This is a genomic window from Streptomyces sp. NBC_00210 (genome assembly GCF_045160975.1).
GTDB lineage: Bacteria > Actinomycetota > Actinomycetes > Streptomycetales > Streptomycetaceae > Streptomyces.
The window spans coordinates 2,372,501-2,392,473 of the sequence record NZ_CP108120.1; the positions used below are offsets into that span (position 1 = coordinate 2,372,501).

At 68.5% G+C, this 19,973-nt stretch carries 17 protein-coding genes (1 of these 17 cut by a window edge); 4 read left to right on the forward strand and 13 right to left on the reverse strand.

The features are described 5' to 3' along the window. The 3 genes from OG729_RS10590 to thyX all read right to left on the reverse strand — a co-directional run. Positions 1 to 1,552, reverse strand: partial view of a ribonuclease J gene (locus tag OG729_RS10590; protein WP_405805719.1) — the 5' portion only. Its footprint begins 134 nt before the window's first position; 1,552 of the gene's 1,686 nt are visible here — the first part of the coding sequence; the start codon lies at positions 1,550 to 1,552; its stop codon lies off the left edge, out of view. Positions 1,553 to 1,684: 132 nt separating this feature from the next. After that, positions 1,685 to 2,584 carry a 4-hydroxy-tetrahydrodipicolinate synthase gene (gene dapA, locus OG729_RS10595; protein ID WP_405805721.1) on the reverse strand — a complete coding sequence of 300 codons (900 nt, stop codon included), beginning with the start codon at positions 2,582 to 2,584 and terminating at the stop codon, positions 1,685 to 1,687. Between the two features lie 228 nt (positions 2,585 to 2,812). Continuing rightward, positions 2,813 to 3,553, reverse strand: a complete 741-nt coding sequence (gene thyX / locus OG729_RS10600) for an FAD-dependent thymidylate synthase (protein WP_405805723.1) — start codon at positions 3,551 to 3,553, stop codon at positions 2,813 to 2,815. 172 nt (positions 3,554 to 3,725) lie between these two features. Here thyX and OG729_RS10605 point away from each other — a divergent pair, with 172 nt between their 5' ends. Both OG729_RS10605 and OG729_RS10610 read left to right on the forward strand, forming a co-directional pair. Next, positions 3,726 to 3,992 carry a hypothetical protein gene (locus OG729_RS10605; RefSeq protein WP_405805724.1) on the forward strand — a complete coding sequence of 89 codons (267 nt, stop codon included), beginning with the start codon at positions 3,726 to 3,728 and terminating at the stop codon, positions 3,990 to 3,992. Positions 3,993 to 4,086: 94 nt separating this feature from the next. Beyond that, a complete protein-coding gene (locus tag OG729_RS10610) occupies positions 4,087 to 4,635 on the forward strand; it encodes a hypothetical protein (RefSeq protein WP_405805726.1) in 549 nt (182 codons plus the stop codon). A 77-nt stretch (positions 4,636 to 4,712) separates the two neighbouring features. Here the strand turns inward: OG729_RS10610 and OG729_RS10615 are convergent, their stop codons facing one another. The 6 genes from OG729_RS10615 to eccD form a co-directional block, all read right to left on the reverse strand. Further along, positions 4,713 to 5,192: a hypothetical protein gene (locus tag OG729_RS10615; RefSeq protein ID WP_360885070.1), complete on the reverse strand. Its 480-nt coding sequence runs from the start codon at positions 5,190 to 5,192 to the stop codon at positions 4,713 to 4,715. Positions 5,193 to 5,197: 5 nt separating this feature from the next. Further along, positions 5,198 to 5,950, reverse strand: coding sequence for a 4-hydroxy-tetrahydrodipicolinate reductase (gene dapB / locus OG729_RS10620; RefSeq protein WP_360885073.1), 753 nt, complete (start codon positions 5,948 to 5,950; stop codon positions 5,198 to 5,200). A gap of 19 nt (positions 5,951 to 5,969) precedes the next feature. Then, positions 5,970 to 7,349, reverse strand: coding sequence for a pitrilysin family protein (locus OG729_RS10625; RefSeq protein ID WP_360885076.1), 1,380 nt, complete (start codon positions 7,347 to 7,349; stop codon positions 5,970 to 5,972). Next, positions 7,346 to 9,562, reverse strand: a complete 2,217-nt coding sequence (locus OG729_RS10630) for a polyribonucleotide nucleotidyltransferase (RefSeq protein WP_360885079.1) — start codon at positions 9,560 to 9,562, stop codon at positions 7,346 to 7,348. The genes OG729_RS10625 and OG729_RS10630 overlap by 4 nt, the downstream gene beginning before the upstream one ends. Positions 9,563 to 9,843: 281 nt before the next feature. Then, positions 9,844 to 10,134, reverse strand: coding sequence for a 30S ribosomal protein S15 (rpsO, locus tag OG729_RS10635; protein WP_215096097.1), 291 nt, complete (start codon positions 10,132 to 10,134; stop codon positions 9,844 to 9,846). A 213-nt stretch (positions 10,135 to 10,347) separates the two neighbouring features. Beyond that, a complete protein-coding gene (gene eccD, locus OG729_RS10640) occupies positions 10,348 to 11,817 on the reverse strand; it encodes a type VII secretion integral membrane protein EccD (RefSeq protein WP_405805728.1) in 1,470 nt (489 codons plus the stop codon). Positions 11,818 to 12,002: 185 nt separating this feature from the next. Here eccD and eccCa point away from each other — a divergent pair, with 185 nt between their 5' ends. Beyond that, entirely contained in the window at positions 12,003 to 15,959 is a 3,957-nt protein-coding gene (eccCa, locus tag OG729_RS10645) for a type VII secretion protein EccCa (RefSeq protein ID WP_405805729.1), read from the forward strand. 67 nt (positions 15,960 to 16,026) lie between these two features. Further along, the gene (locus tag OG729_RS10650; protein ID WP_405805730.1) at positions 16,027 to 16,272 is read left to right on the forward strand and encodes a DUF397 domain-containing protein; all 246 of its coding nucleotides are present in this window, start codon (positions 16,027 to 16,029) and stop codon (positions 16,270 to 16,272) included. Between the two features lie 69 nt (positions 16,273 to 16,341). Here OG729_RS10650 and OG729_RS10655 read toward each other — a convergent pair whose 3' ends face one another. The 4 genes from OG729_RS10655 to eccB form a co-directional block, all read right to left on the reverse strand. Next, positions 16,342 to 16,635 (reverse strand): WXG100 family type VII secretion target, encoded by a 294-nt coding sequence (locus tag OG729_RS10655; RefSeq protein WP_360875440.1) that lies wholly within the window; start codon positions 16,633 to 16,635, stop codon positions 16,342 to 16,344. Between the two features lie 41 nt (positions 16,636 to 16,676). Further along, positions 16,677 to 17,060: a WXG100 family type VII secretion target gene (locus OG729_RS10660; RefSeq protein ID WP_360875438.1), complete on the reverse strand. Its 384-nt coding sequence runs from the start codon at positions 17,058 to 17,060 to the stop codon at positions 16,677 to 16,679. Positions 17,061 to 17,164: 104 nt separating this feature from the next. Next, a complete protein-coding gene (gene mycP / locus OG729_RS10665; RefSeq protein WP_405805731.1) occupies positions 17,165 to 18,412 on the reverse strand; it encodes a type VII secretion-associated serine protease mycosin in 1,248 nt (415 codons plus the stop codon). Positions 18,413 to 18,427: 15 nt separating this feature from the next. Next, on the reverse strand, positions 18,428 to 19,969 hold the full coding sequence (gene eccB, locus OG729_RS10670; RefSeq protein WP_405805733.1) for a type VII secretion protein EccB: 1,542 nt from the start codon (positions 19,967 to 19,969) through the stop codon (positions 18,428 to 18,430). Positions 19,970 to 19,973: the final 4 nt, after the last annotated feature.

Genomic DNA, 19,973 nt, shown 5'->3' on the forward strand with positions numbered 1-19,973 from the left:
TGGCTTCGCCGATCTTCGGCATCACCGCGTCGAATGCGGCGTCCTCGATGCCGGAGCCGCGGGCGTGGATGTTCGGGCCGCCGACGATCTTGCCCGTCGTGGAGTCCACCACCACGAAGACCGAGATGATGCCCTCGTCGCCCAGGATGCGGCGGTCCTTGAGGGAGCTCTCGGTGACATCGCCGACCGAGAGGCCGTCGACGTACACATAGCCCGCCTGGACCTTGCCGACGATCTTGGCCTTGCCGTCGACGAGGTCGACGACGACTCCGTCCTCGGCGATGACGATGCGGTCCTTCGGGACACCCGTCAGCGCGCCGAGTTCGGCGTTGGCGCGCAGGTGGCGCCATTCGCCGTGGACCGGCATCAGGTTCTTCGGCTTGCAGATGTTGTAGAAGTACAGCAGCTCGCCGGCCGAGGCGTGGCCCGAGACATGGACCTTGGCGTTGCCCTTGTGGACGACGTTCGCGCCCCAGCGGGTGAGGCCGTTGATCACGCGGTAGACCGCGTTCTCGTTGCCCGGGATCAGGGACGACGCCAGGATCACCGTGTCGCCCTGGACGATCCGGATCTGGTGGTCGCGGTTGGCCATGCGGGAGAGAGCGGCCATCGGCTCGCCCTGGGAGCCCGTGCAGACCAGCACAACCTCGTGGTCCGGGAAGTCGTCGAGCGTCTTCACGTCGACGACCAGACCCGCCGGGACCCGCAGATAGCCGAGGTCGCGGGCGATGCCCATGTTGCGGACCATCGAGCGGCCGACGAAGGCCACGCGGCGGCCGTACTCGTGCGCCGCGTCGAGGATCTGCTGGATGCGGTGGACGTGGCTCGCGAAGCTGGCCACGATGATGCGCTTCTGGGCGTTCGCGAAGACCGTGCGCAGGACGTTCGAGATGTCGCGCTCGGGCGGCACGAAGCCGGGGACCTCGGCGTTCGTCGAGTCCGAGAGGAGGAGGTCGATGCCCTCCTCGCTCAGCCGCGCAAAGGCGTGCAGGTCCGTGAGGCGGCCGTCCAGCGGGAGCTGGTCCATCTTGAAGTCGCCGGTGTGGACCGCCATGCCAGCGGGGGTGCGGATGGCGACGGCCAGCGCGTCCGGGATGGAGTGGTTGACCGCGACGAATTCGCAGTCGAAGGGGCCGATCCGCTCCCGGTGGCCCTCGGTGACTTCGAGGGTGTACGGGCGGATGCGGTGCTCCTGGAGCTTTGCCTCGATCAGGGCGAGGGTCAGCTTGGAGCCGATCAGCGGGATGTCCGGCTTCAGTCGGAGCAGATACGGGACGCCGCCGATGTGGTCCTCGTGGCCGTGCGTGAGCACGATGCCGTCGACGTCGTCGAGGCGGTCCCGGATGGTGCTGAAGTCCGGCAGGATCAGGTCGATGCCGGGCTGCTCCTCCTCGGGGAAGAGGACGCCGCAGTCGACGATGAGCAGCCGGCCGTCGTGCTCGAAGACCGTCATGTTCCGGCCGATCTCACCGAGACCGCCGAGAGGTGTGACGCGCAGGCCGCCCTTGGGAAGCTTCGGCGGGGCGCCGAGTTCAGGATGCGGATGACTCAAAAGACTCTCCTCACCATGTACGCCACGTACCGCTGAGGCACGTGGCGTACATGACATTCGTGCACTTGCTGTTGTCTGTTGACCGGCTGCGTGAGCCGGTTTTCTTCTCGTATTCAGTTGTGAAGTCCGTGTCTAGAGCTGTACCCCACCGGCCGCGAGGTCGATCTTGAGCTGGGCGGTTTCCTCCGGGGAGAGCTCGACCAGGGGGAGCCGGAGCGGGCCGGCCGGGAGGCCCTGGAGGGCCAGTGCCGCCTTGGTGGTGATGACGCCCTGGGTGCGGAACATGCCCGTGAAGACCGGGAGCAGCTGCTGGTGGATCTCGACGGCCTTGTGGACGTCACCGGTGAGGTGGGCGTCGAGAAGGGCGCGGAGCTCGGGGGTGACGACATGTCCGACGACGGATACGAAGCCGACGGCGCCGACCGAGAGCAGCGGGAGGTTGAGCATGTCGTCGCCGGAGTACCAGGCGAGACCGCTGCGGGCGATGGCCCAGCTGGCGCGGCCGAGGTCGCCCTTGGCGTCCTTGTTGGCGACGATCCGTGGATGGTCGGCGAGGCGCACGAGCGTCTCGGTGTCGATCGGGACGCCGCTGCGGCCGGGAATGTCGTAGAGCATGACGGGCAGTTCCGTCGCGTCGGCGATGGCCGAGAAGTGACGGAACAAGCCCTCCTGCGGGGGCTTGTTGTAATACGGGGTGACGGCGAGCAAGCCGTGCGCGCCGGCGCGTTCCGCCGTGCGGGCGAGCTCGATGCTGTGGCGCGTGTCGTTGGTGCCGATGCCGGCGACGACATGGGCCCGGTCTCCGACCGCTTCCAGCACGGCCCGTACGAGCTGGTCTTTCTCCGCGTCGCTGGTGGTCGGCGACTCACCGGTGGTGCCATTGATGATCAGGCCGTCGTTGCCTGCGTCCACCAGATGGGCCGCCAGGCGCTGGGCGCCGGCGAGGTCGAGTGCGCCGTCCGCCGTGAAGGGCGTGACCATGGCGGTGAGGACCCGCCCGAAGGGGGTCTGCGGAGTGGAGATCGGAGCCATGGGTAACACGCTACTCGCTGCTCAGCACGCAGTGTCCCCTCGGGGGACGTGACGTACGACGTTGCATGCGGAGCCCGGCACTGCCTGCTCGGGGGTTCAAGCAGTGCCGGGTCCGTTTGATCAGCCTAGATGAACTTCATGAAACACCGCAATGCGGACACTTCCCCGGGCCGACCGGTACAACAGTGCCCTGCGGGGCTTCCCGGGGACGTTCCCTGGGGAAGCGCGCTACGGAGCGATTCGGCCGTTCGCATTGAAGGCGGCGTAGGTGAGCGGCATGAGCTTCGCCCACTGCTGCTCCATCTTCTCGCCGACCATCTCGATCTCCCGCTGCGGGAAGGAGGGAACCTTGGCCAGCTCGTGCTGGGTGCGCAGGCCGAGGAAGTGCATGAGAGAGCGGGCGTTGCACGTCGCGTACATGGAGGAGAACAGACCGACGGGCAGGACGGCGCGGGCGACCTCGCGGGCGATGCCCTCGGCCAGCATCTCCTGGTACGTCTCGTACGAGCGGCGGTACGAGTCGATCATGGCGTCGGAGACGACCTTGTGCTGCTCCGGGGAGCCGTCGATGAAGACGTACTTGCCGGGGCGGCCCTCCTGCACGAGCTTGCGGCTCTGGCCCGGGACGTAGAAGACCGGCTGCAGCTCCCGGTAGCGGCCGGACTCCTCGTTGTACGACCAGCCGACCCGGTGCCGCATGAACTCACGGAAGACGAAGATCGGGGCGCTGATGAAGAAGGTCATCGAGTTGTGCTCGAAGGGGCTGCCGTGGCGGTCCCGCATCAGGTAGTTGATCAGTCCCTTGGAGCGCTCCGGGTCCTTCTGGAGCTCCTCCAGAGACTGCTCGCCCGCCGTGGAGACGCGGGCGGCCCACAGCACGTCCGAGTCGCTTGCGGTGTGCTTCACCAGTTCGACGGTGACATCACTGCGGTAACTCGGCGTGCCGGTCTCGGCGGGGGTGTCGGGCACCAGGGGGTCCTTCCGGTTGAACACAGAGGCGGCGCCCACTTTAACGACGGAGCGCCTTCGCGGTGCCTCCGGCCCCTTTGGGTATTTCTGGGAACACGGGCACCAAAGGTCTGCTTTCTGCGTCTCTACCAGTAGACAGCGTCCAGCCACGCGATTCCAAGGAGAGTGCCTGATGTTCCGCCCCCAGCTACCGCCGGGAGGTACCCCCACACGAGAGGCCGTCCCGTTCTCATCCGTCGCCGAGGCCGACCGCTTCCGCAGTAACGTCACTCCGCCGCCCCGCCGACGTCCGAGCGGCTCCCAGCTCGCGGGCCACACGCTGATCGGGCTGACCATCGTCTGCGGGCTGGTCGGCTCCCTGCTCTTCGGCCTTCCCGCCCTGGAGCCGAGCCAGTCCCCGGGGCATTCGCAGCAGTCGCAGGCGTCCGACGGCCGGTGACCCTTACGGCCCCCTGGGGTGGTCGGGCAGTGGCCCCCTCGGTAGCCTCACCGGGCACAGCCCAACCGAGTGTGCTGGTGAGTGAGGATCAGTCGTGCCCCTGCCCTTTCTGACGGCCGAGCGTGCGTTTGACACGAGCGCTGACGATGTCGCGCTTCCTTTCGACGATCACGACCACTGGCGGCGTCCGTACCGTCCGGGCCCCTGGCGGGTCGGCGCGGCGGCGCTTTTGCTGCTGCTCGCGTCGTTCGTGCTCATCGCGGCGATGATCATCGCCTTCGCCGGTGCGTTGCCGGGCGCGGGCGCCTGCCTGGGACTGGGGCTCATGGTCATCGTCGCCGCACTGCGGCTGCTGCGGGTGGGCGTCTGGGTCAGCAGGCACGGGCTGCGCCGGGTGGCCTTCTTCTCGACCACCACGGTGAGATGGAACCGTGCTTCAGCGGTACGGACCGTGCAGCAACCGGTGCGCTGGCTGGGGCTGCCGCGGACCGTGCAGGGGCAGGCGCTCGTCGTCGTACGACAGGGCGGGGAGCCGCTGCACCTGCTGACCGACCACAACGCGGACTTTCTGTCGCGGGTCGAGGCGTTTGATCGGGCGGCGGACACGGTGGAGGCGTGGGGGTCGGAGTACCGGGGCGCCTGACGGTGGCCGTGCCTGCGGCTCTCTCGGGGCTCCGCCCCGTACCCCGTTTCGGGGGCTCCGCCCCCGAGCCCCGCTCCTCAATCGCCGGAAGGGCTCGATAGGGACGGGCTCGCCGTAGCCGGGCGGTCGTGGAGTGCGATCGCCTTTTGCATCGCCTTGCGGGCGCGCGGGGTGTCACGCGCGTCGTGGTAGGCGACCGCCAGTCGGAACCAGCAGCGCCAGTCGTCCGGTGAGTCCTCCGTCTCGGCGCGGCGCCTGGCGAAGATCTCGTCGGCTGCGTCGCGGTCGATGCGCCCGCCGGGCGTGCGCGTCGACTCGTCGACCGGCAGGCCGCCTTCGGCCTCCAGCTCGCGGGCCAGCCGGTGGGCATTGCGTGCGAAGCGCGTGTTGTGCAGGAGGAACCAGGCGCCGACGCACGGCAGCAGGAAGGCCACCGCGCCCATCCCCATGGCGGCCGGCTCACCGGTCAGCAGGAGCAGTACGCCTTCCAGGGCCACCACACCGAAGACGACGACCAGCACGGTGGCGAGGAAGAAGTACGTGATCTTTCCACCCATGGCCGTCAGCCCAGGTCGAGGAAGTGTTCCAGGCCGAAGGTGAGGCCTGGGGTGGACACCACACGACGGGCACCGAGCAGAATGCCCGGCATGAAGCTGCTGTGGTGCAGGGAGTCGTGCCGGATGGTGAGCGTCTCGCCCTCACCGCCGAGCAGGACCTCCTGGTGGGCGAGGAGGCCGCGCAACCGGACCGCGTGGACCGGGACGCCGTCGACGTTCGCCCCGCGGGCGCCCGCCAGCTCGGTGACCGTCGCATCGGGCTGCGGGGCGCAGCCCGCCTCCGCGCGGGCCGCCGCGATCAGTTGGGCGGTGCGGGTGGCGGTGCCGGAGGGCGCGTCGGCCTTGTTCGGGTGATGCAGCTCCACCACCTCGACGGACTCGAAGTAACGCGCCGCCTGCTGCGCGAACTTCATGGTGAGGACCGCGCCGATGGAGAAGTTCGGCGCGATGAGCACGCCGGTCTCCGGCGATCCTGCGAGCAGGGTGTTCAGCTGCGCGAGGCGCTCGTCGGTCCAGCCGGTGGTGCCGACGACCGCATGAATGCCGTGGCGTACGCAGAAGTCGAGATTGCCCATCACCGAGGCCGGGGTGGTCAGTTCGACCACGACCTGGGCGCCGTTCTCCACCAGGGCTTCCAGCTTGTCGTCCCGGCCGAGCGCCGCGACCAGTTCCATGTCGTCGGCGGCCTCGACGGCTCGTACCGCTTCCGAGCCGATACGGCCCTTGGCACCGAGAACGGCCACGCGCAGCTTGCTCATTGCCTTACTTCCTTAACCTCTAGGAGACCGCTTCGTGGAGGCGGTCCGCCTGCTTGTCCTTGAGCGGACCGATCACCGACAGCGAGGGCCGCTGCCCCAGCACCTCGCCCGCCACCGCGCGTACTTCGTCGGGGGTGACGGCCGCGATCTGCGCGAGCATGTCGTCGACCGACATCTGCGCTCCCCAGCACAGTTCACTCTTGCCGATGCGGTTCATCAGCGCGCCCGTGTCCTCGAGACCCAGCACGGTGGAGCCGGAGAGCTGGCCGACCGCGCGGCCGATCTCCTCGTCGGAGAGGCCGTCGGTTGCGACGCGGTCGAGCTCGTCGCGGCAGATCTTCAGTACGTCATGGACCTGGCTGGGGCGGCAGCCCGCGTAGACGCCGAAGAGGCCGGTGTCGGCGAAGCCCGAGGTGTACGAGTACACGCTGTAGGCCAGGCCGCGCTTCTCCCGGACCTCCTGGAAGAGCCGGGAGCTCATGCCACCGCCGAGTGCGGTGTTGAGTACTCCCAGGGCCCAGCGCCGGTCGTCCGTGCGGGCCAGGCCCGGCATGCCGAGCACGACATGGGCCTGCTCGGTCTTGCGGTTCAGCAGCTCGACACGGCCGGCGGTGCGCAGGGAGCGGTGTCCGTCGCGGGGCGGGGTCGGGGCCGCGTCCGTACGGGAGAGCGCGCCGGCCTTCTCGAAAGCCGTACGGACCTGGCGTACGACCGTGGCGTGGTCGATGTTGCCCGCGGCGGCTACGACCAGATGGGTCGGGTCGTAGTGCTTCTTGTAGAAGCGGCGGACGCGGTCTGCGGTGAGCGCGTTGACGGTGTCGACGGTGCCGAGGACCGGGCGGCCGAGAGGGGTGTCGCCGAACATGGTGTGCGCGAACAGGTCGTGCACACAGTCGCCCGGGTCGTCCTCGGTCATCGCGATCTCTTCGAGGATGACGCCGCGCTCGGCGTCGACGTCCTCCTGCAGGATCAGCGAGCCGGTGAGCATGTCGCAGACCACGTCGATGGCGAGCGGCAAGTCGGTGTCGAGCACCCGCGCGTAGTAGCAGGTGTACTCCTTCGCCGTGAAGGCGTTCATCTCGCCGCCGACCGCGTCGATCGCCGAGGAGATGTCGAGGGCGGAGCGCTTGTGCGTGCCCTTGAACAGGAGGTGCTCGAGATAGTGCGTGGCGCCGCCGAGGGACGGCGTCTCGTCGCGGGAGCCGACGTTCGCCCAGATCCCGAAGGTGGCAGAGCGTACGGAGGGCAGGGTCTCGGTGACGACACGCAGGCCGCCGGGAAGGACGGTGCGCCGGACCGTGCCGATGCCGTGCTCGCCCTTGAGAAGCGTTTGGGTACGGGCGACGGCCCGCGCCTCCGAAGAGGTGCGGGCCGTCGTCCTGGAACTACGCGACGTCACTTGTCGGTGTCGTCCTTCTTGTCGTCGGCCTCTTCGCCCTCGATCACGGGGATCAGGGAGAGCTTGCCGCGGGAGTCGATCTCGGCGATCTCGACCTGGACCTTGGAGCCGACCGCGACCACGTCCTCGACGTTCTCCACGCGCTTGCCACCGGCGAGCTTGCGGATCTGCGAGATGTGGAGCAGGCCGTCCTTGCCCGGGAGCAGGGACACGAAGGCACCGAAGGTGGTCGTCTTGACGACCGTGCCCAGGTAGCGCTCGCCGACCTCCGGCATGGTCGGGTTGGCGATGCCGTTGATCGTGGCGCGGGCGGCCTCGGCCTGCGAGCCCTGGGCGGCACCGATGTAGATGGTGCCGTCGTCCTCGATCGTGATGTCGGCGCCGGTGTCCTCCTGGATCTGGTTGATCATCTTGCCCTTGGGGCCGATGACCTCACCGATCTTGTCCACCGGGATCTTGACGGTGATGATCCGCGGGGCGTTCGGGGACATCTCGTCCGGGACGTCGATGGCCTCGTTCATCACATCGAGGATGTGGAGGCGGGCGTCGCGGGCCTGCTTCAGCGCGGCGGCCAGGACCGAGGCGGGGATGCCGTCGAGCTTGGTGTCGAGCTGGAGCGCGGTGACGAAGGTCTTCGTACCGGCGACCTTGAAGTCCATGTCACCGAAGGCGTCTTCCGCACCGAGGATGTCGGTGAGGGCGACGTAGTGCGTCTGGCCGTCGATCTCCTCGGAGATCAGACCCATGGCGATACCGGCGACGGGGGCCTTGAGCGGCACACCGGCGTTCAGCAGCGACATGGTGGAGGCGCAGACCGAGCCCATGGACGTGGAGCCGTTGGAGCCCAGCGCCTCGGAGACCTGGCGGATGGCGTACGGAAACTCCTCGCGCGTCGGCAGCACCGGCACGATGGCGCGCTCGGCGAGCGCGCCGTGGCCGATCTCGCGGCGCTTCGGCGAACCGACGCGGCCGGTCTCGCCGACGGAGTACGGCGGGAAGTTGTAGTTGTGCATGTAGCGCTTGCGGGTCACCGGGGAAAGGGTGTCCAGCTGCTGCTCCATACGGAGCATGTTCAGGGTGGTGACGCCCAGGATCTGGGTCTCGCCACGCTCGAACAGCGCCGAGCCGTGCACCCGCGGGATGGCCTCGACCTCGGCGGCGAGCGTACGGATGTCCGTGACGCCACGGCCGTCGATGCGGACCTTGTCCTTGATGACGCGCTCGCGGACCAGCTTCTTGGTCAGCGCGCGGTAGGCACCGGAGATCTCCTTCTCGCGGCCCTCGAACTGCGGGAGCAGCTTCTCGGCGGCGACCTCCTTGATGCGGTCCAGCTCGGTCTCGCGCTCCTGCTTGCCGGCGATGGTGAGCGCCTGCGCGAGCTCGCCCTTGACGGCCGCGGTCAGCGCCTCCAGGACGTCGTCCTGGTAGTCGAGGAAGACCGGGAACTCGCCGGTCGGCTTGGCGGCCTTGGCGGCGAGGTCCGACTGGGCCTTGCACAGCGCCTTGATGAAGGGCTTCGCGGCCTCGAGACCGGCAGCGACGAGCTCCTCGGTCGGCGCCTCGGCGCCGCCCTTGACGAGCTCGATGGTCTTCTCGGTGGCCTCGGCCTCGACCATCATGATCGCGACGTCGCCGTCCTCGAGGACCCGACCGGCGACCACCATGTCGAAGACGGCGTCCTCGAGCTCGGTGTGCGTCGGGAAGGCGACCCACTGGCCCTTGATCAGGGCGACACGGGTGCCGCCGATCGGGCCGGAGAAGGGCAGGCCGGCCAGCTGCGTGGAGCAGGAGGCGGCGTTGATCGCGACCACGTCGTACAGGTGGTCGGGGTTGAGCGCCATGATCGTCTCGACGATCTGGATCTCGTTGCGCAGGCCCTTCTTGAAGGAGGGGCGCAGCGGGCGGTCGATCAGGCGGCAGGTGAGGATCGCGTCCTCGGAGGGCCGGCCCTCACGACGGAAGAAGGAGCCGGGGATCTTGCCGGCTGCGTACATCCGCTCCTCGACGTCCACCGTCAGGGGGAAGAAGTCGAGCTGGTCCTTGGGCTTCTTGGAAGCGGTGGTGGCCGACAGCACCATGGTGTCGTCGTCCAGGTACGCCACGGCGGAACCGGCGGCCTGCTTGGCCAGGCGGCCCGTCTCGAAGCGGATGGTGCGGGTGCCGAAGGAACCGTTGTCAATGACGGCCTCGGCGTAGTGGGTCTCGTTCTCCACTAGCGTTTTCTCCTCGTCTTCGTCCCCTCGCCCGTGTGGCGGAGGACGGTGGCCGAGAAGCTCTCGTTCTGCGGGCCGGTCTTCGATCGAAGCACCCGGGGTGTGATTCTCCGGGGGCCACTACCGAGGACCGGCGGCGGGGAGGCGGCTTCTCGCTCGTTCGGTATTGCGTTGTTCCGGTATTGCGTTGTGCGTCCAGACTAAGTGCCGTCCGGTACGTCGCGCACGTACAGCAAAGGGAGCGGCCCCCTAAGAGTGGGAACCGCTCCCTTCACGGCGTCTTACTTGGCACCGCCGGCCGCACCACGGCGGATGCCGAGGCGGTCGACCAGGGCACGGAAGCGCTGGATGTCCTTCTTGGCCAGGTACTGCAGCAGACGGCGGCGCTGGCCCACCAGGATCAGCAGACCACGGCGGGAGTGGTGGTCGTGCTTGTGCGTCTTGAGGTGCTCGGTCAGGTCCGAGATGCGGCGGGAGAGCATCGCGACCTGGACCTCGGGGGAGCCGGTGTCGCCCTCCTTGGTGCCGAACTCGGACATGATCTGCTTCTTCGTAGCGGCGTCGAGAGACACTCGGTACTCCTCTTGATGTTCGATGCGCCCACGAGTGCCCCTGGTCTTGATCTCAGGGGAGCTTCCGTGACTCGGAGGCGAAGGTCCGATGAGCGCGGATCCCAGATGATCCGGGAACGCGTATACAAACGGCCGTCACACAGCGTACCAGCCCCCGGCACCGCTCTTGACGGGCGCTCTGGGCCCTGTCCGGCCGATCTTGCCGGACAGGGCCTAGCTGGTCAGGGAGCGGGCCGCGTTGAAAACGTCGAGCACGGCCAGGCAGAGCGGGACCAGCGAGAGCAGTACCGCGCCCTCGGTGAGGTCGAGCAGCCGGCCCCAGAAGGGCGAGAGGCCCTTCTTCGGGATGACCAGGCCGATCGCCGTGATCAGGGCGGCACCGGCGGCCACGGCCGCGGTGAGCCAGATTGTACGGATGTCCAGGCCGCCCCGGTCCCCGTACATCAGCAGATCCTTGACCAGGTCGACGGGCGGGTTCAGGGAGAGGCCGAGAACCAGCAGCGCGATCGCGGCGAGGCCGGCGACCAGGGTGCAGGCGACCTGCGAGGTGTAGCGGAAGAGGCGGGCGCGCAGCAGCATCGCGAGGCCGGCGGCCAGGGCGAGGAACTGGCCCCAGATGCTGCTGGAGAAGCCGAGTACGGCGGCGCACGCGACGACGACCGCGGCGCAGCCGCCGACCAGGCCGAGCAGCATCTCGTGGCCGCGGCGGGCCTGGGCGGCGATCCGCTCGCCGTCGACGGGCTGGGCGTCCACGGTCTCGTTCGGGTCGGCCGCCTCGAACTCGTCGGCGGCGCTGCGCGGCGATGCGTAGCCGATGGGCAGCCGGGCGAAGCGGGCCGAGAGGCCGGGCAGGAACGCGACCAGACCGATGGCGACCGGGGCGACGACGGAGGCGGTCTCGGTGGCCGTGGCCTCGGTGGTGATGGCCACGAAGGTGGCGATGGTGCCGGTGGCGCCCAGGAAGGTGGCCGCCACGAAGGGTGCGTCACCGCTCGGGGTGAGCGCGACCAGGGCGACGGAGGCCACCAGCACGGTCACGCAGCCGAGCAGGAACTGCAGCTTGCCTGGACCGTGGCCGGAGTCGGGCCCGATGATCCCCGAGCCCGCGATCAGCAGCAGCGGCAGGGCACCGAGACCGAGGGCGACGGCGGTGGCCCGGTCCGAGTACACCCGGGCCCGGACGCCCGCGAAGGCGGTGAGCAGCAGTCCGGCCGCGCCCGCGATGATGCCGGGCAGGCTGTGCATGTCGTGCCGGAGCGGGTCGGCGAACCAGAGCACGAAGCCCATCAGGACCAGCAGCAGGACTCCGCCGACCAGGCCTGCGCCGCGCAGCAGGTCGTCGCTCCACAGATGCCGGTCGCGGGTGACGGCGGAGGCGACGGCGTCGGAGACGTCGTCGAAGACGGCGGGCGGCAGCGACTCCGCGAACGGGCGCAGGCTGAGCACTTCGCCGTCGAGCACCTGCTGGGCGGCGAGCGAGCGGGCGCCGTCGAGTACGGTGCCGTCGCGGCGCACCAGGTGGTAGCCGGTCGGAGATCCGGGAGCCTGGGTCTGGCCGGTGAGGCGCAGGATTTCCGGGTAGACGTCGGCGACGGCGATGTCCTCGGGGAGGGCGACATCGATACGGCTGCCCTGCGCCACGACTGTGACGCGGCAGAAGCCGGTCGCTGCGGTCGTACTCACGTGTCTGGACCCCCTGATTCGCGGTTGCGCACGGTGCGCGCGCCACCCTACCGGGACACACGCGATGGGTCTGCAAGTAGGATCACCGTCGCGCGGAGGGAAGTCCGCAGCAAAGGCAGTCACGGGGGCGTCGGTTGCGGAATCTGCCGTCCGTCTTCCGTACGTATCGAGGGATTGATGCTCCGGTGAGCCAGATCGTCGTGAAACGCCCGCCGAGGTCGCTGCCGCCTGAAGTACCCACGGAGGAACTGACTCTGGAGGCTCCTCCGGAGCTGCCGCGGGGTCAGCAGGAGGGCATGCTGATGCAGATCCTGCCGGTCCTCGGTATGGGCTCTTCGGTGGTGTTCTTCTTCTCGCCGCAGGCGCCGCCGTTCATGCGCATCATGGGTGTTCTGATGCTGGTCTCGACCGGCGCGATGGTCGTCGCCCAGGTCGCGAGATATCGCAAGGGTACGCAGGGGCAAATGGCAGATGTGCGCCGCGACTACCTCAAATACCTTTCCCAGACGCGGCGTACGGTGCGCAAGACGGCGCGCAAGCAGCGTGACGCGCAGCTGTATCTGCACCCCTCTCCCGAGCAGCTCTGGTCGGTGGTGGCCGAAGGCTCGCGGGTGTGGGAACGGCGCGTGGGCGACAACGACTTCGCGCAGGTGCGCGTCGGACTCGGCGCGCAGCAGCTGTCCACGCCGCTGATAGCGCCGGACACCGCACCGGTGGACGAGCTGGAGCCACTGGCGGCCGGTGCGATGCAGCAATTCCTCGCGGTGCACGGCTCGTTGGACGGGCTGCCGATGGCGGTCTCGATGCGCGCCTTCTACCACGTGACGGTCTCCGGCGAGTCGGAGTCGGCCCAGTCAGCGGCGCGCGCGCTGGTCTCCCAGCTGGTGACGCTGCACTCCCCCGAGGACCTGATGGTCGCGGTGGTCGCGGCGCCGGGCGCGGTCGCGCGCTGGGACTGGACGAAGTGGCTGCCCCACACGCAGGTGCCCGGTCAGGTGGACGGGGCGGGTACGAAGCGGCTGTTCGGCGACGACCTCGGTGAGCTGGAGCAGTTGCTGTTCAGCCGTCTCGAAGGGCGGCCCCGGTTCAGCCGGGAGAACCAGCCGGTGATGGACCAGCCGCACATCGTCGTCGTACTGGACGGCGGAATGGTGCCGCCGGACTCGCTGTTCGCGGCCGCCGAGGGCCTGCAGGGCGTCACCATCGTCGAGGTCGTCTCGGGCGAACTCGACGAGCCGCGCGGCGGTCTGTCCATCGTGGTGCGTCCCGGGCGGCTGCGTCTGGAGTCCGGACACCGGGTGGCGTACGAGGGTGTGCCCGACGGGATCTCGCTGCCGGCCGCCGAGGCGCTGGCGCGTCAGCTGGCGCCGCTGCGCATGGGCGGTGGTGACGACGACGAACCGCTGCTCGCCAACCTGGACTTCACCGATCTGCTGAACCTGGGCGACGCGGCCGGGATCGACGTGGCACGCACCTGGCGGCCGCGTTCGGTGGCCGAGCGGCTGCGGGTGCCGATCGGCGTCGGCGAGGACGGTCAGCCGGTCATGCTCGACCTCAAGGAGGCCGCGCAGGAGGGCATGGGCCCGCACGGTCTGTGCGTCGGCGCGACCGGTTCCGGAAAGTCGGAGCTGCTGCGCACGCTGGTGCTCGGCCTTGCGGTCACGCACTCCTCGGAGACCCTCAACTTCGTACTCGCGGACTTCAAGGGTGGTGCGACGTTCGCCGGAATGTCGCAGATGCCGCACGTCGCCGCCGTGATCACCAACCTCTCGGACGACCTCACGCTGGTCGACCGCATGGGAGACGCGATCCGGGGTGAACTGCAGCGGCGGCAGGAGCTGCTGCACAAGTCGGGCAACTACGCGAACATCCACGACTACGAGAAGGCCCGTGCGGCCGGTGCCCCGCTGGAGCCGCTGGCCTCGCTGGTCCTCGTACTCGACGAGTTCTCCGAACTCCTCACCGCCAAGCCGGACTTCATCGACATGTTCATCCAGATCGGCCGCATCGGCCGTTCGCTGGGTGTGCATCTGCTGCTCGCCTCGCAGCGCCTGGAGGAGGGCAAGCTGCGCGGTCTGGACACGTATCTCTCGTACCGGATCGGTCTGCGGACCTTCTCGGCGGCCGAGTCGCGTACGGCGATCGGTGTGCCGGACGCGTACCACCTGCCGTCGGTGCCGGGCTCCGGCTATCTGAAGTTCGGCACGGAAGAGATGACCCGCTTCAAGGCGGCGTATGTCTCCGGCACCTATCGCACCGGCGGCCCGGATCTGTCGGTGGGCCAGCTGCCCATCGAGCGGCGGCCCGCCGTCTTCACCGCGACTCCCGTTCCGGTGGTCTACGCGGCGCCGGACCCGGCCGCGACGGCGGCTTCGGGCTCCTCCGAGGACGAGGCGCTGGCGGACACGGTGCTGGATGTGATCGTGCGCCGGCTGGAGGGTCAGGGCGTGCCCGCGCACCAGGTGTGGCTGCCGCCGCTGGACCAGGCGCCCACGCTGGACCAGCTGCTGCCGGGCATCGCGCCGACGGTGGAGCGCGGTCTGACCGCGACCGAGTACACGCGCCCGGGCGGTCTCACCGTCCCGCTCGGCCTGATCGACAAGCCCTTCGAGCAGCGCCGCGAGGTGCTGTACCGGGACTTCTCCGGCGCCGCGGGCCACATGATGATCGTCGGCGGTCCGCAGTCCGGCAAGTCGACGATGATGCGGACGTTGATCTCGTCGTTCGCGCTCACCCACACCCCGAGCGAAGTGCAGTTCTACGCACTCGACTTCGGCGGTGGCGGTCTGTCGTCGCTGTCCGACCTGCCGCATGTGGGCGGTGTCGCCTCGCGTCTCGACCCGGAGCGGGTGCGCCGTACGGTCGCCGAGGTGATGGGCGTACTCAACCGGCGCGAGGAGTTCTTCCGGGCCAACAACATCGATTCCATCGCCACCTACCGGCGCAAGCGCGCCGCGGGCGAACTGCCGGGCGAGGCCTGGGGAGACGTCTTCCTGGTCATCGACGGCTGGGGCGGCTTCAAGAACGACTACGAGATGATGGAGCCGATCGTCGCCGATCTCACGGCGCGCGGTCTCGGCTACGGCATCCATGTGGTCATCACCGCCGCCCGCTACATGGAGGTGCGTGCGGCGCTCAAGGACCAGATGCTGGGGCGCCTGGAGCTGCGGCTCGGTGACGTCATGGACTCCGAGTTCGACCGCAAGGTCGCGGCGAACGTCCCGCCCGGTGTACCCGGCCGCGGCCAGGTCCCGGAGAAGCTGCACTTCATGACGGCTCTGCCGCGTATCGACTCGATCAGCAGCTCCGGCGATCTGTCGGAGGGCACCGCCGCCTTTGTGCAGTCGGTCAAGAGCAACTGGGCGGGCGCGCCCGCGCCGGCCGTCCGGCTGCTGCCGCGCCGGCTGCCGGCCGAGCAGCTGCCGAAGGGCTTCGAGTACCCGCAGCACGGTATTGCGATCGGCATCGACGAGACGAACCTGGAGCCGGTGTTCGTCGACTTCGAGACGGACCCGTTCTTCCTGATCTTCGGCGAGAGCGAGTCCGGCAAGACGGCGCTGATGCGGCTGATCGCCAAGCAGATCACCGAGCGCTACACCCCGGAGCAGGCGCGGATCGTGGTCGGCGACTACCGGCGCACGATGCTGGAGGCCGTACCCTCCTCGCATCTGCTGGAGTACGCGCCGATGACGTCCGCGATGGAAATGCACATGGACGCGATCGCCACGGTCATGGGCAAGCGGGCGCCGAAGCCGGACATCACTCCGCAGCAGCTGCGTGACCGCAGTTGGTGGACGGGGCCGCAGCTCTTCGTCCTCATCGACGACTACGAGCTGGTCGCCACCAACTCCGGCAATCCGCTCTCGGTGCTGGTGGAGAATCTGCCGTTCGCCCGCGATGTCGGCATCCGATTCATCATCGCGCGCAGCCAGGCCGGCGCTTCACGAGCCATGTACGAAGCCTTCATGCAGCGCATCAAGGAACTGGGAGCGCAGGGCGTCATCCTCTCGGGCGACCCTGGCGAGGGCGACATCCTGGGCAACGTCCGGGCGCGTCCGATGCCTCCGGGGCGTGGCACGTTCGTCTCGCGCAAGCGGGGCACGCCGCTGATCCAGCTGGGCTGGATGCCGGATCACCAGTAGGCGTATCAGCCGCCCAGTAGGGTGGTTGAGCACTTCGTTCGGCACACCTGTGGGAGGAACCGCGCCGATGGCTGACGCAAGCGAGAAGGAACGCCAGAAGGAAGAGCTGTACGCCCTCGACATCTCCGGTGTGGAGTGGCTCGGCGCGCCCGGCACGAGCGAGGACGAGGAGCGGGTCGAGATCGCGCATCTGCCGGGCGGCGCGGTGGCGATGCGCTCGTCGCTGGACCCGGAGACGGTGCTGCGGTACACGGAGGCCGAGTGGCGTGCGTTCGTCCTCGGCGCGCGCGACGGCGAATTCGATCTCAAGTAACTGCCGCCAACACAAGGGGGGTTGCCCGCTGGTGCGGGCAACCCCCCTTTGTGCGGTGCGGGACGCTCGTCAGTGCATCATGCGGAAACGGGCGGCATTGCCCTTGTCCGTGTCCTGGTAGCCGATGACGGACTCGTCGAGCAGACGCGCGATGTGCGCCAGGTCCGCGTTCAGGCCGTCCATGTCCCGGGCGAGGTTGCTCTGGATCTCGATGTAGGCCGTCTTGGCTTCACCGTCCCAGTTGCCCGCGACGTTCTTGACGTGCGACAGCAGGTCCCGGAGCTGCTCGTTCAGATACGTCGAGGTGCCGCGCACGTCACCGGCCGCGGTGGTCACTGTGTCGTAATTGACAGCAGTCGTCATTCTCTACTCCTAGTGGCGGTTCTGCGGATGATCCGGACGGGTCAGATGCTGAGGATGGCGCTGCTGCCCTGCGAGGCCTCTGCCTTGCGGAAGGTCTGGATGCGCTCGGTCTCCTGCGCGTCGAAGCCGTCGGCGCTCATCTTCACGAGGTTCTGGAGGTTCTCCAGGTCGCGCTGCACGTTCCGCAGACGCAGGTTCAGGTCCTTCTGAACCCGGTCGTACTCCTGGCTCGCCGCACCCTTCCAGCCGGCCTGGATCTGGTCCACCACGCTGTTGAGCGACGTGATCCGGCTGCTCAGCTCGCTCTGGAACTTGTCGATCTGCTTGGACAGACCAGTGATTTCGCCACTAGTTACATTCAGGTCTTTGCCGCTACCCGACATCGTGCCCCTTCTTCCTTCGACGGTGACGTAGACGGAAGCCATTTGGATGCCGCCCCCGTGCCGGACCAGTCCTCACCGAGTCCGACTGTCACTCTATCCACTTGGTACGACAGTTCCAACTGCAAAGTCTCCTATGGAGACTTGGCTCACTGGGCCCTTTTGCGCCGGGTGTCCCTGATGACCGTTGCCGCGCCGGCAACCACAGCCACCAGTACGACGCCGATGCCCAACGCGTAGGTTGCATAACGCTCGTTGCGTTCTTGCACGGTCTCCGTCATCGCGAGATGAGCGGGCTCCGGCGCGGGCGCTTTCGGCGGGCCCGGGTCCGCACGCGGTGCGTCGATCGGTCGGCCGTCGCCGCTTAGCGCGCGCACCGGGTCGACCACGCCCCAGCCGACGAAGTTGTCATGGCCGTTGATGCTGCGCTCGGCGGTCTGCTCGATCTGCGCGATGATCTGCGGCACGCTCCACTTGGGGTACTTGGCCTTCAGCAGCGCCGCGACACCGGCCACATACGGGGCCGAGAAGCTGGTGCCGTTGTCCACGCACTGGCCGTTTCCGGGAACGGTGGACACGACGTCCACGCCCGGGGCCGCGACTCCCACGAAGGTGCCCGCCTGGGAGAAGACCGCCCGCTCGTTGTTGCGGTCGGAGGAGGCGACGGCGAGAACACCCGGGAAGGCCGCGGGATAGGTGTTCTTCAGCTTGCCGTCCATGCCGTCGTTGCCGGCCGATGCGACCACGACGATCTTTGCTTTGATGGCCCGCTGCACCGCCTTGTTGAGCTCCGAGCCGAGCGAGAGCGGCTTCGTCGTGTCCTGGGAGATGTTGATGACACCGGCGCCCTTGGCGATGGCGTGGTCGATCGCCGTGGCCATCGTCCTGTCGTTGCCGCTGTTCTTCTCGTCGTTCTGGCGGATCGGGATGATCGTGGCCTCGGGTGCCAGGCCGACGAAGCCGGTGCCCTTGCGGGGGCGGGCCGCGATGATGCCCGCGACCTTGGTGCCATGGCCGACCTCGTCGACCGTACCGTCGGTCTTGCCGCGCTTGTCGTCGCTCGAACTCTCCTTGTCGGGCTTGAGGAGGTCCCGGCCCGCGGAGGCGTCGACGGCCGACTTGAGCTGGACGTTGTCGTTGTCCACACCGGTGTCGATGACAGCGACCCGGACACCCTTGCCCTTGGTGTCCTGCCAGAGCTCGTCCAGCAGGACCCGCTGGAGCGGCCAGGGGATCCCCTCGATCTGCTGCTTCATCGGAAAGGTGCACTCGCCGCTGCCGTTGATGCCGAGTTCGTTCGGCGCCTCGTCGGCGTATGCGGCCGGGGGTGCGGCGGCCAGGCCCGTCAACGCCGTGGCGGCGGTCAGCAGGGCGGCCTTCCTGCGCAGTTGCGGCATCGGTCGCACTCCCCTTTACGAACCCTGCGGCTGGCGCGCGCTGTTGGTGTCCAGACGCGGGCCCTTGGACAGGAACTCCGACCAGGTGATCGGGACGAGGGTGGGAGTGACTTTCCCGTAGCCGAGCCGGATCTGCGCCTGGCTGGGCTCCGGGCGGCCGTCCTGCTGCTTCTCCTGGTCGCCCGTGCCGATGTCGGAGCGGCCCTTGTCGCTGTCGCCGTTCGCCTGCACCGCGTACCGCAGTCCGGTGTCGGTCACCAGGAAGAGCGACCCGTCGGGCTTGCTCTGCTTGCCCTGGACCTGGGTGAACAACAGGCCGGTGCCGGGGGTGACATAGGTGCTGGTGCCGCCCGCGGTGATCTCCGCGGGGTACTCCGATCCCGCCCAGGTCGACAGCGTCGTACGTCCCTTGTCGTCGACCTTGCGCAGCACGCTGCACACGGTGTCGCGGTCGCCGCTCGCGTCGTTGACCTGTTCGGCCTGCTGCGCGGGCCAGCGGTACTCGGCGCCGAAGAAGGTGTTCTCGGGGGCGAAGGAGGCAGCGTCGACGCTGACCGCCTCGCCGCGCATGTTGAGCCGGTCGGTCTGCGGGGAGTTGATGAGCAGCCAGGCGGTGAATTCGGAGACCGGCTGGACCTTGCCCTGCAGAACGACGTAGTGCTGCGGCCCGGAGCCGGTCTGAGCCTGCAGGACCATGCCGACCTGGTCCTGCTCCGGCGTCAGCCCGCCGCCGATTCCGGCAGTCGCGCCCACCACGCCGGGGATGACGGGGAAGTCGACCGGACTGCCGGTGTGCAAAGTCGCCAGCCAGTCGTCGGTGACCGACTGCGGCTCCTTGCTGCCGACGAGCGCGCGAGTGAGCAACGGAGCGTCGGTCTGGGTGCCGCGCACCAGGTACTTGGTGCCGCCCGCGTCGACCAGATAGCGCAGCCCGTCCTGGCCCTTGACGTACAGCACTTGGCCGGCGCTGAGGCGCTTCTTGCCCTCGGTGCGGCTCAGATCGCGCTCGCCGAGGACGAAGGTCGCCTTCTGCACGGTGCTGCCCTTGCCGCCGCCGGGCTGCTCACAGACCGCCCAGCGCTTGGACTTGCCGGCCTCCTTGTCGCTGGGCAGCCGGTCGGGTGCGTACGGGATACCGAGGATCGGCCCGCGCGGGGGCTTGCCCGCGTCCAGGATGTCGTCACTGACCTGAATCACCTTGAACTGCTGGGGATCGAGCAGCAGTCGGGCGGAGGCGAGGTTCAGCACGGGGTGCAGCAGGATCTTCTTGTTCTTCCCCTTGCCGGTGGACAGCACCACATAGCGGGTGGTGGAGTCCTTGCCGATGATCACCTTGGTGCCGGGTGCCGCCCAGTCCTTGGGGGCCTTGGGCTTGAACATGCCGAAGGCGCCGAAGCCCGCCAGGATCAGCGCCCCGACGATCAGGCCGGGCAGGAGTGCGCGCATCGGACGCGGCGCCCCTTCCTCCGTACCGGTCGCCGAGGGTTGCAGGAATGCCGCCACCGTGCGCTTCTTCGCAAAGGTGTATGCGTTGAGCTCATCCCGCCGTGATGCCATGAGT

Coding starts and splice junctions, on each gene's coding strand:
- eccB (WP_405805733.1), bottom strand. CDS start 19,969: ATGGCATCACGGCGGGATGAGCTCAACGCATACACCTTTGCGAAGAAG.
- OG729_RS10650 (WP_405805730.1), top strand. CDS start 16,027: ATGGCTGACGCAAGCGAGAAGGAACGCCAGAAGGAAGAGCTGTACGCC.
- mycP (WP_405805731.1), bottom strand. CDS start 18,412: ATGCCGCAACTGCGCAGGAAGGCCGCCCTGCTGACCGCCGCCACGGCG.
- OG729_RS10615 (WP_360885070.1), bottom strand. CDS start 5,192: ATGGGTGGAAAGATCACGTACTTCTTCCTCGCCACCGTGCTGGTCGTC.
- dapA (WP_405805721.1), bottom strand. CDS start 2,584: ATGGCTCCGATCTCCACTCCGCAGACCCCCTTCGGGCGGGTCCTCACC.
- OG729_RS10655 (WP_360875440.1), bottom strand. CDS start 16,635: ATGACGACTGCTGTCAATTACGACACAGTGACCACCGCGGCCGGTGAC.
- OG729_RS10605 (WP_405805724.1), top strand. CDS start 3,726: ATGTTCCGCCCCCAGCTACCGCCGGGAGGTACCCCCACACGAGAGGCC.
- OG729_RS10660 (WP_360875438.1), bottom strand. CDS start 17,060: ATGGCTTCCGTCTACGTCACCGTCGAAGGAAGAAGGGGCACGATGTCG.
- dapB (WP_360885073.1), bottom strand. CDS start 5,950: ATGAGCAAGCTGCGCGTGGCCGTTCTCGGTGCCAAGGGCCGTATCGGC.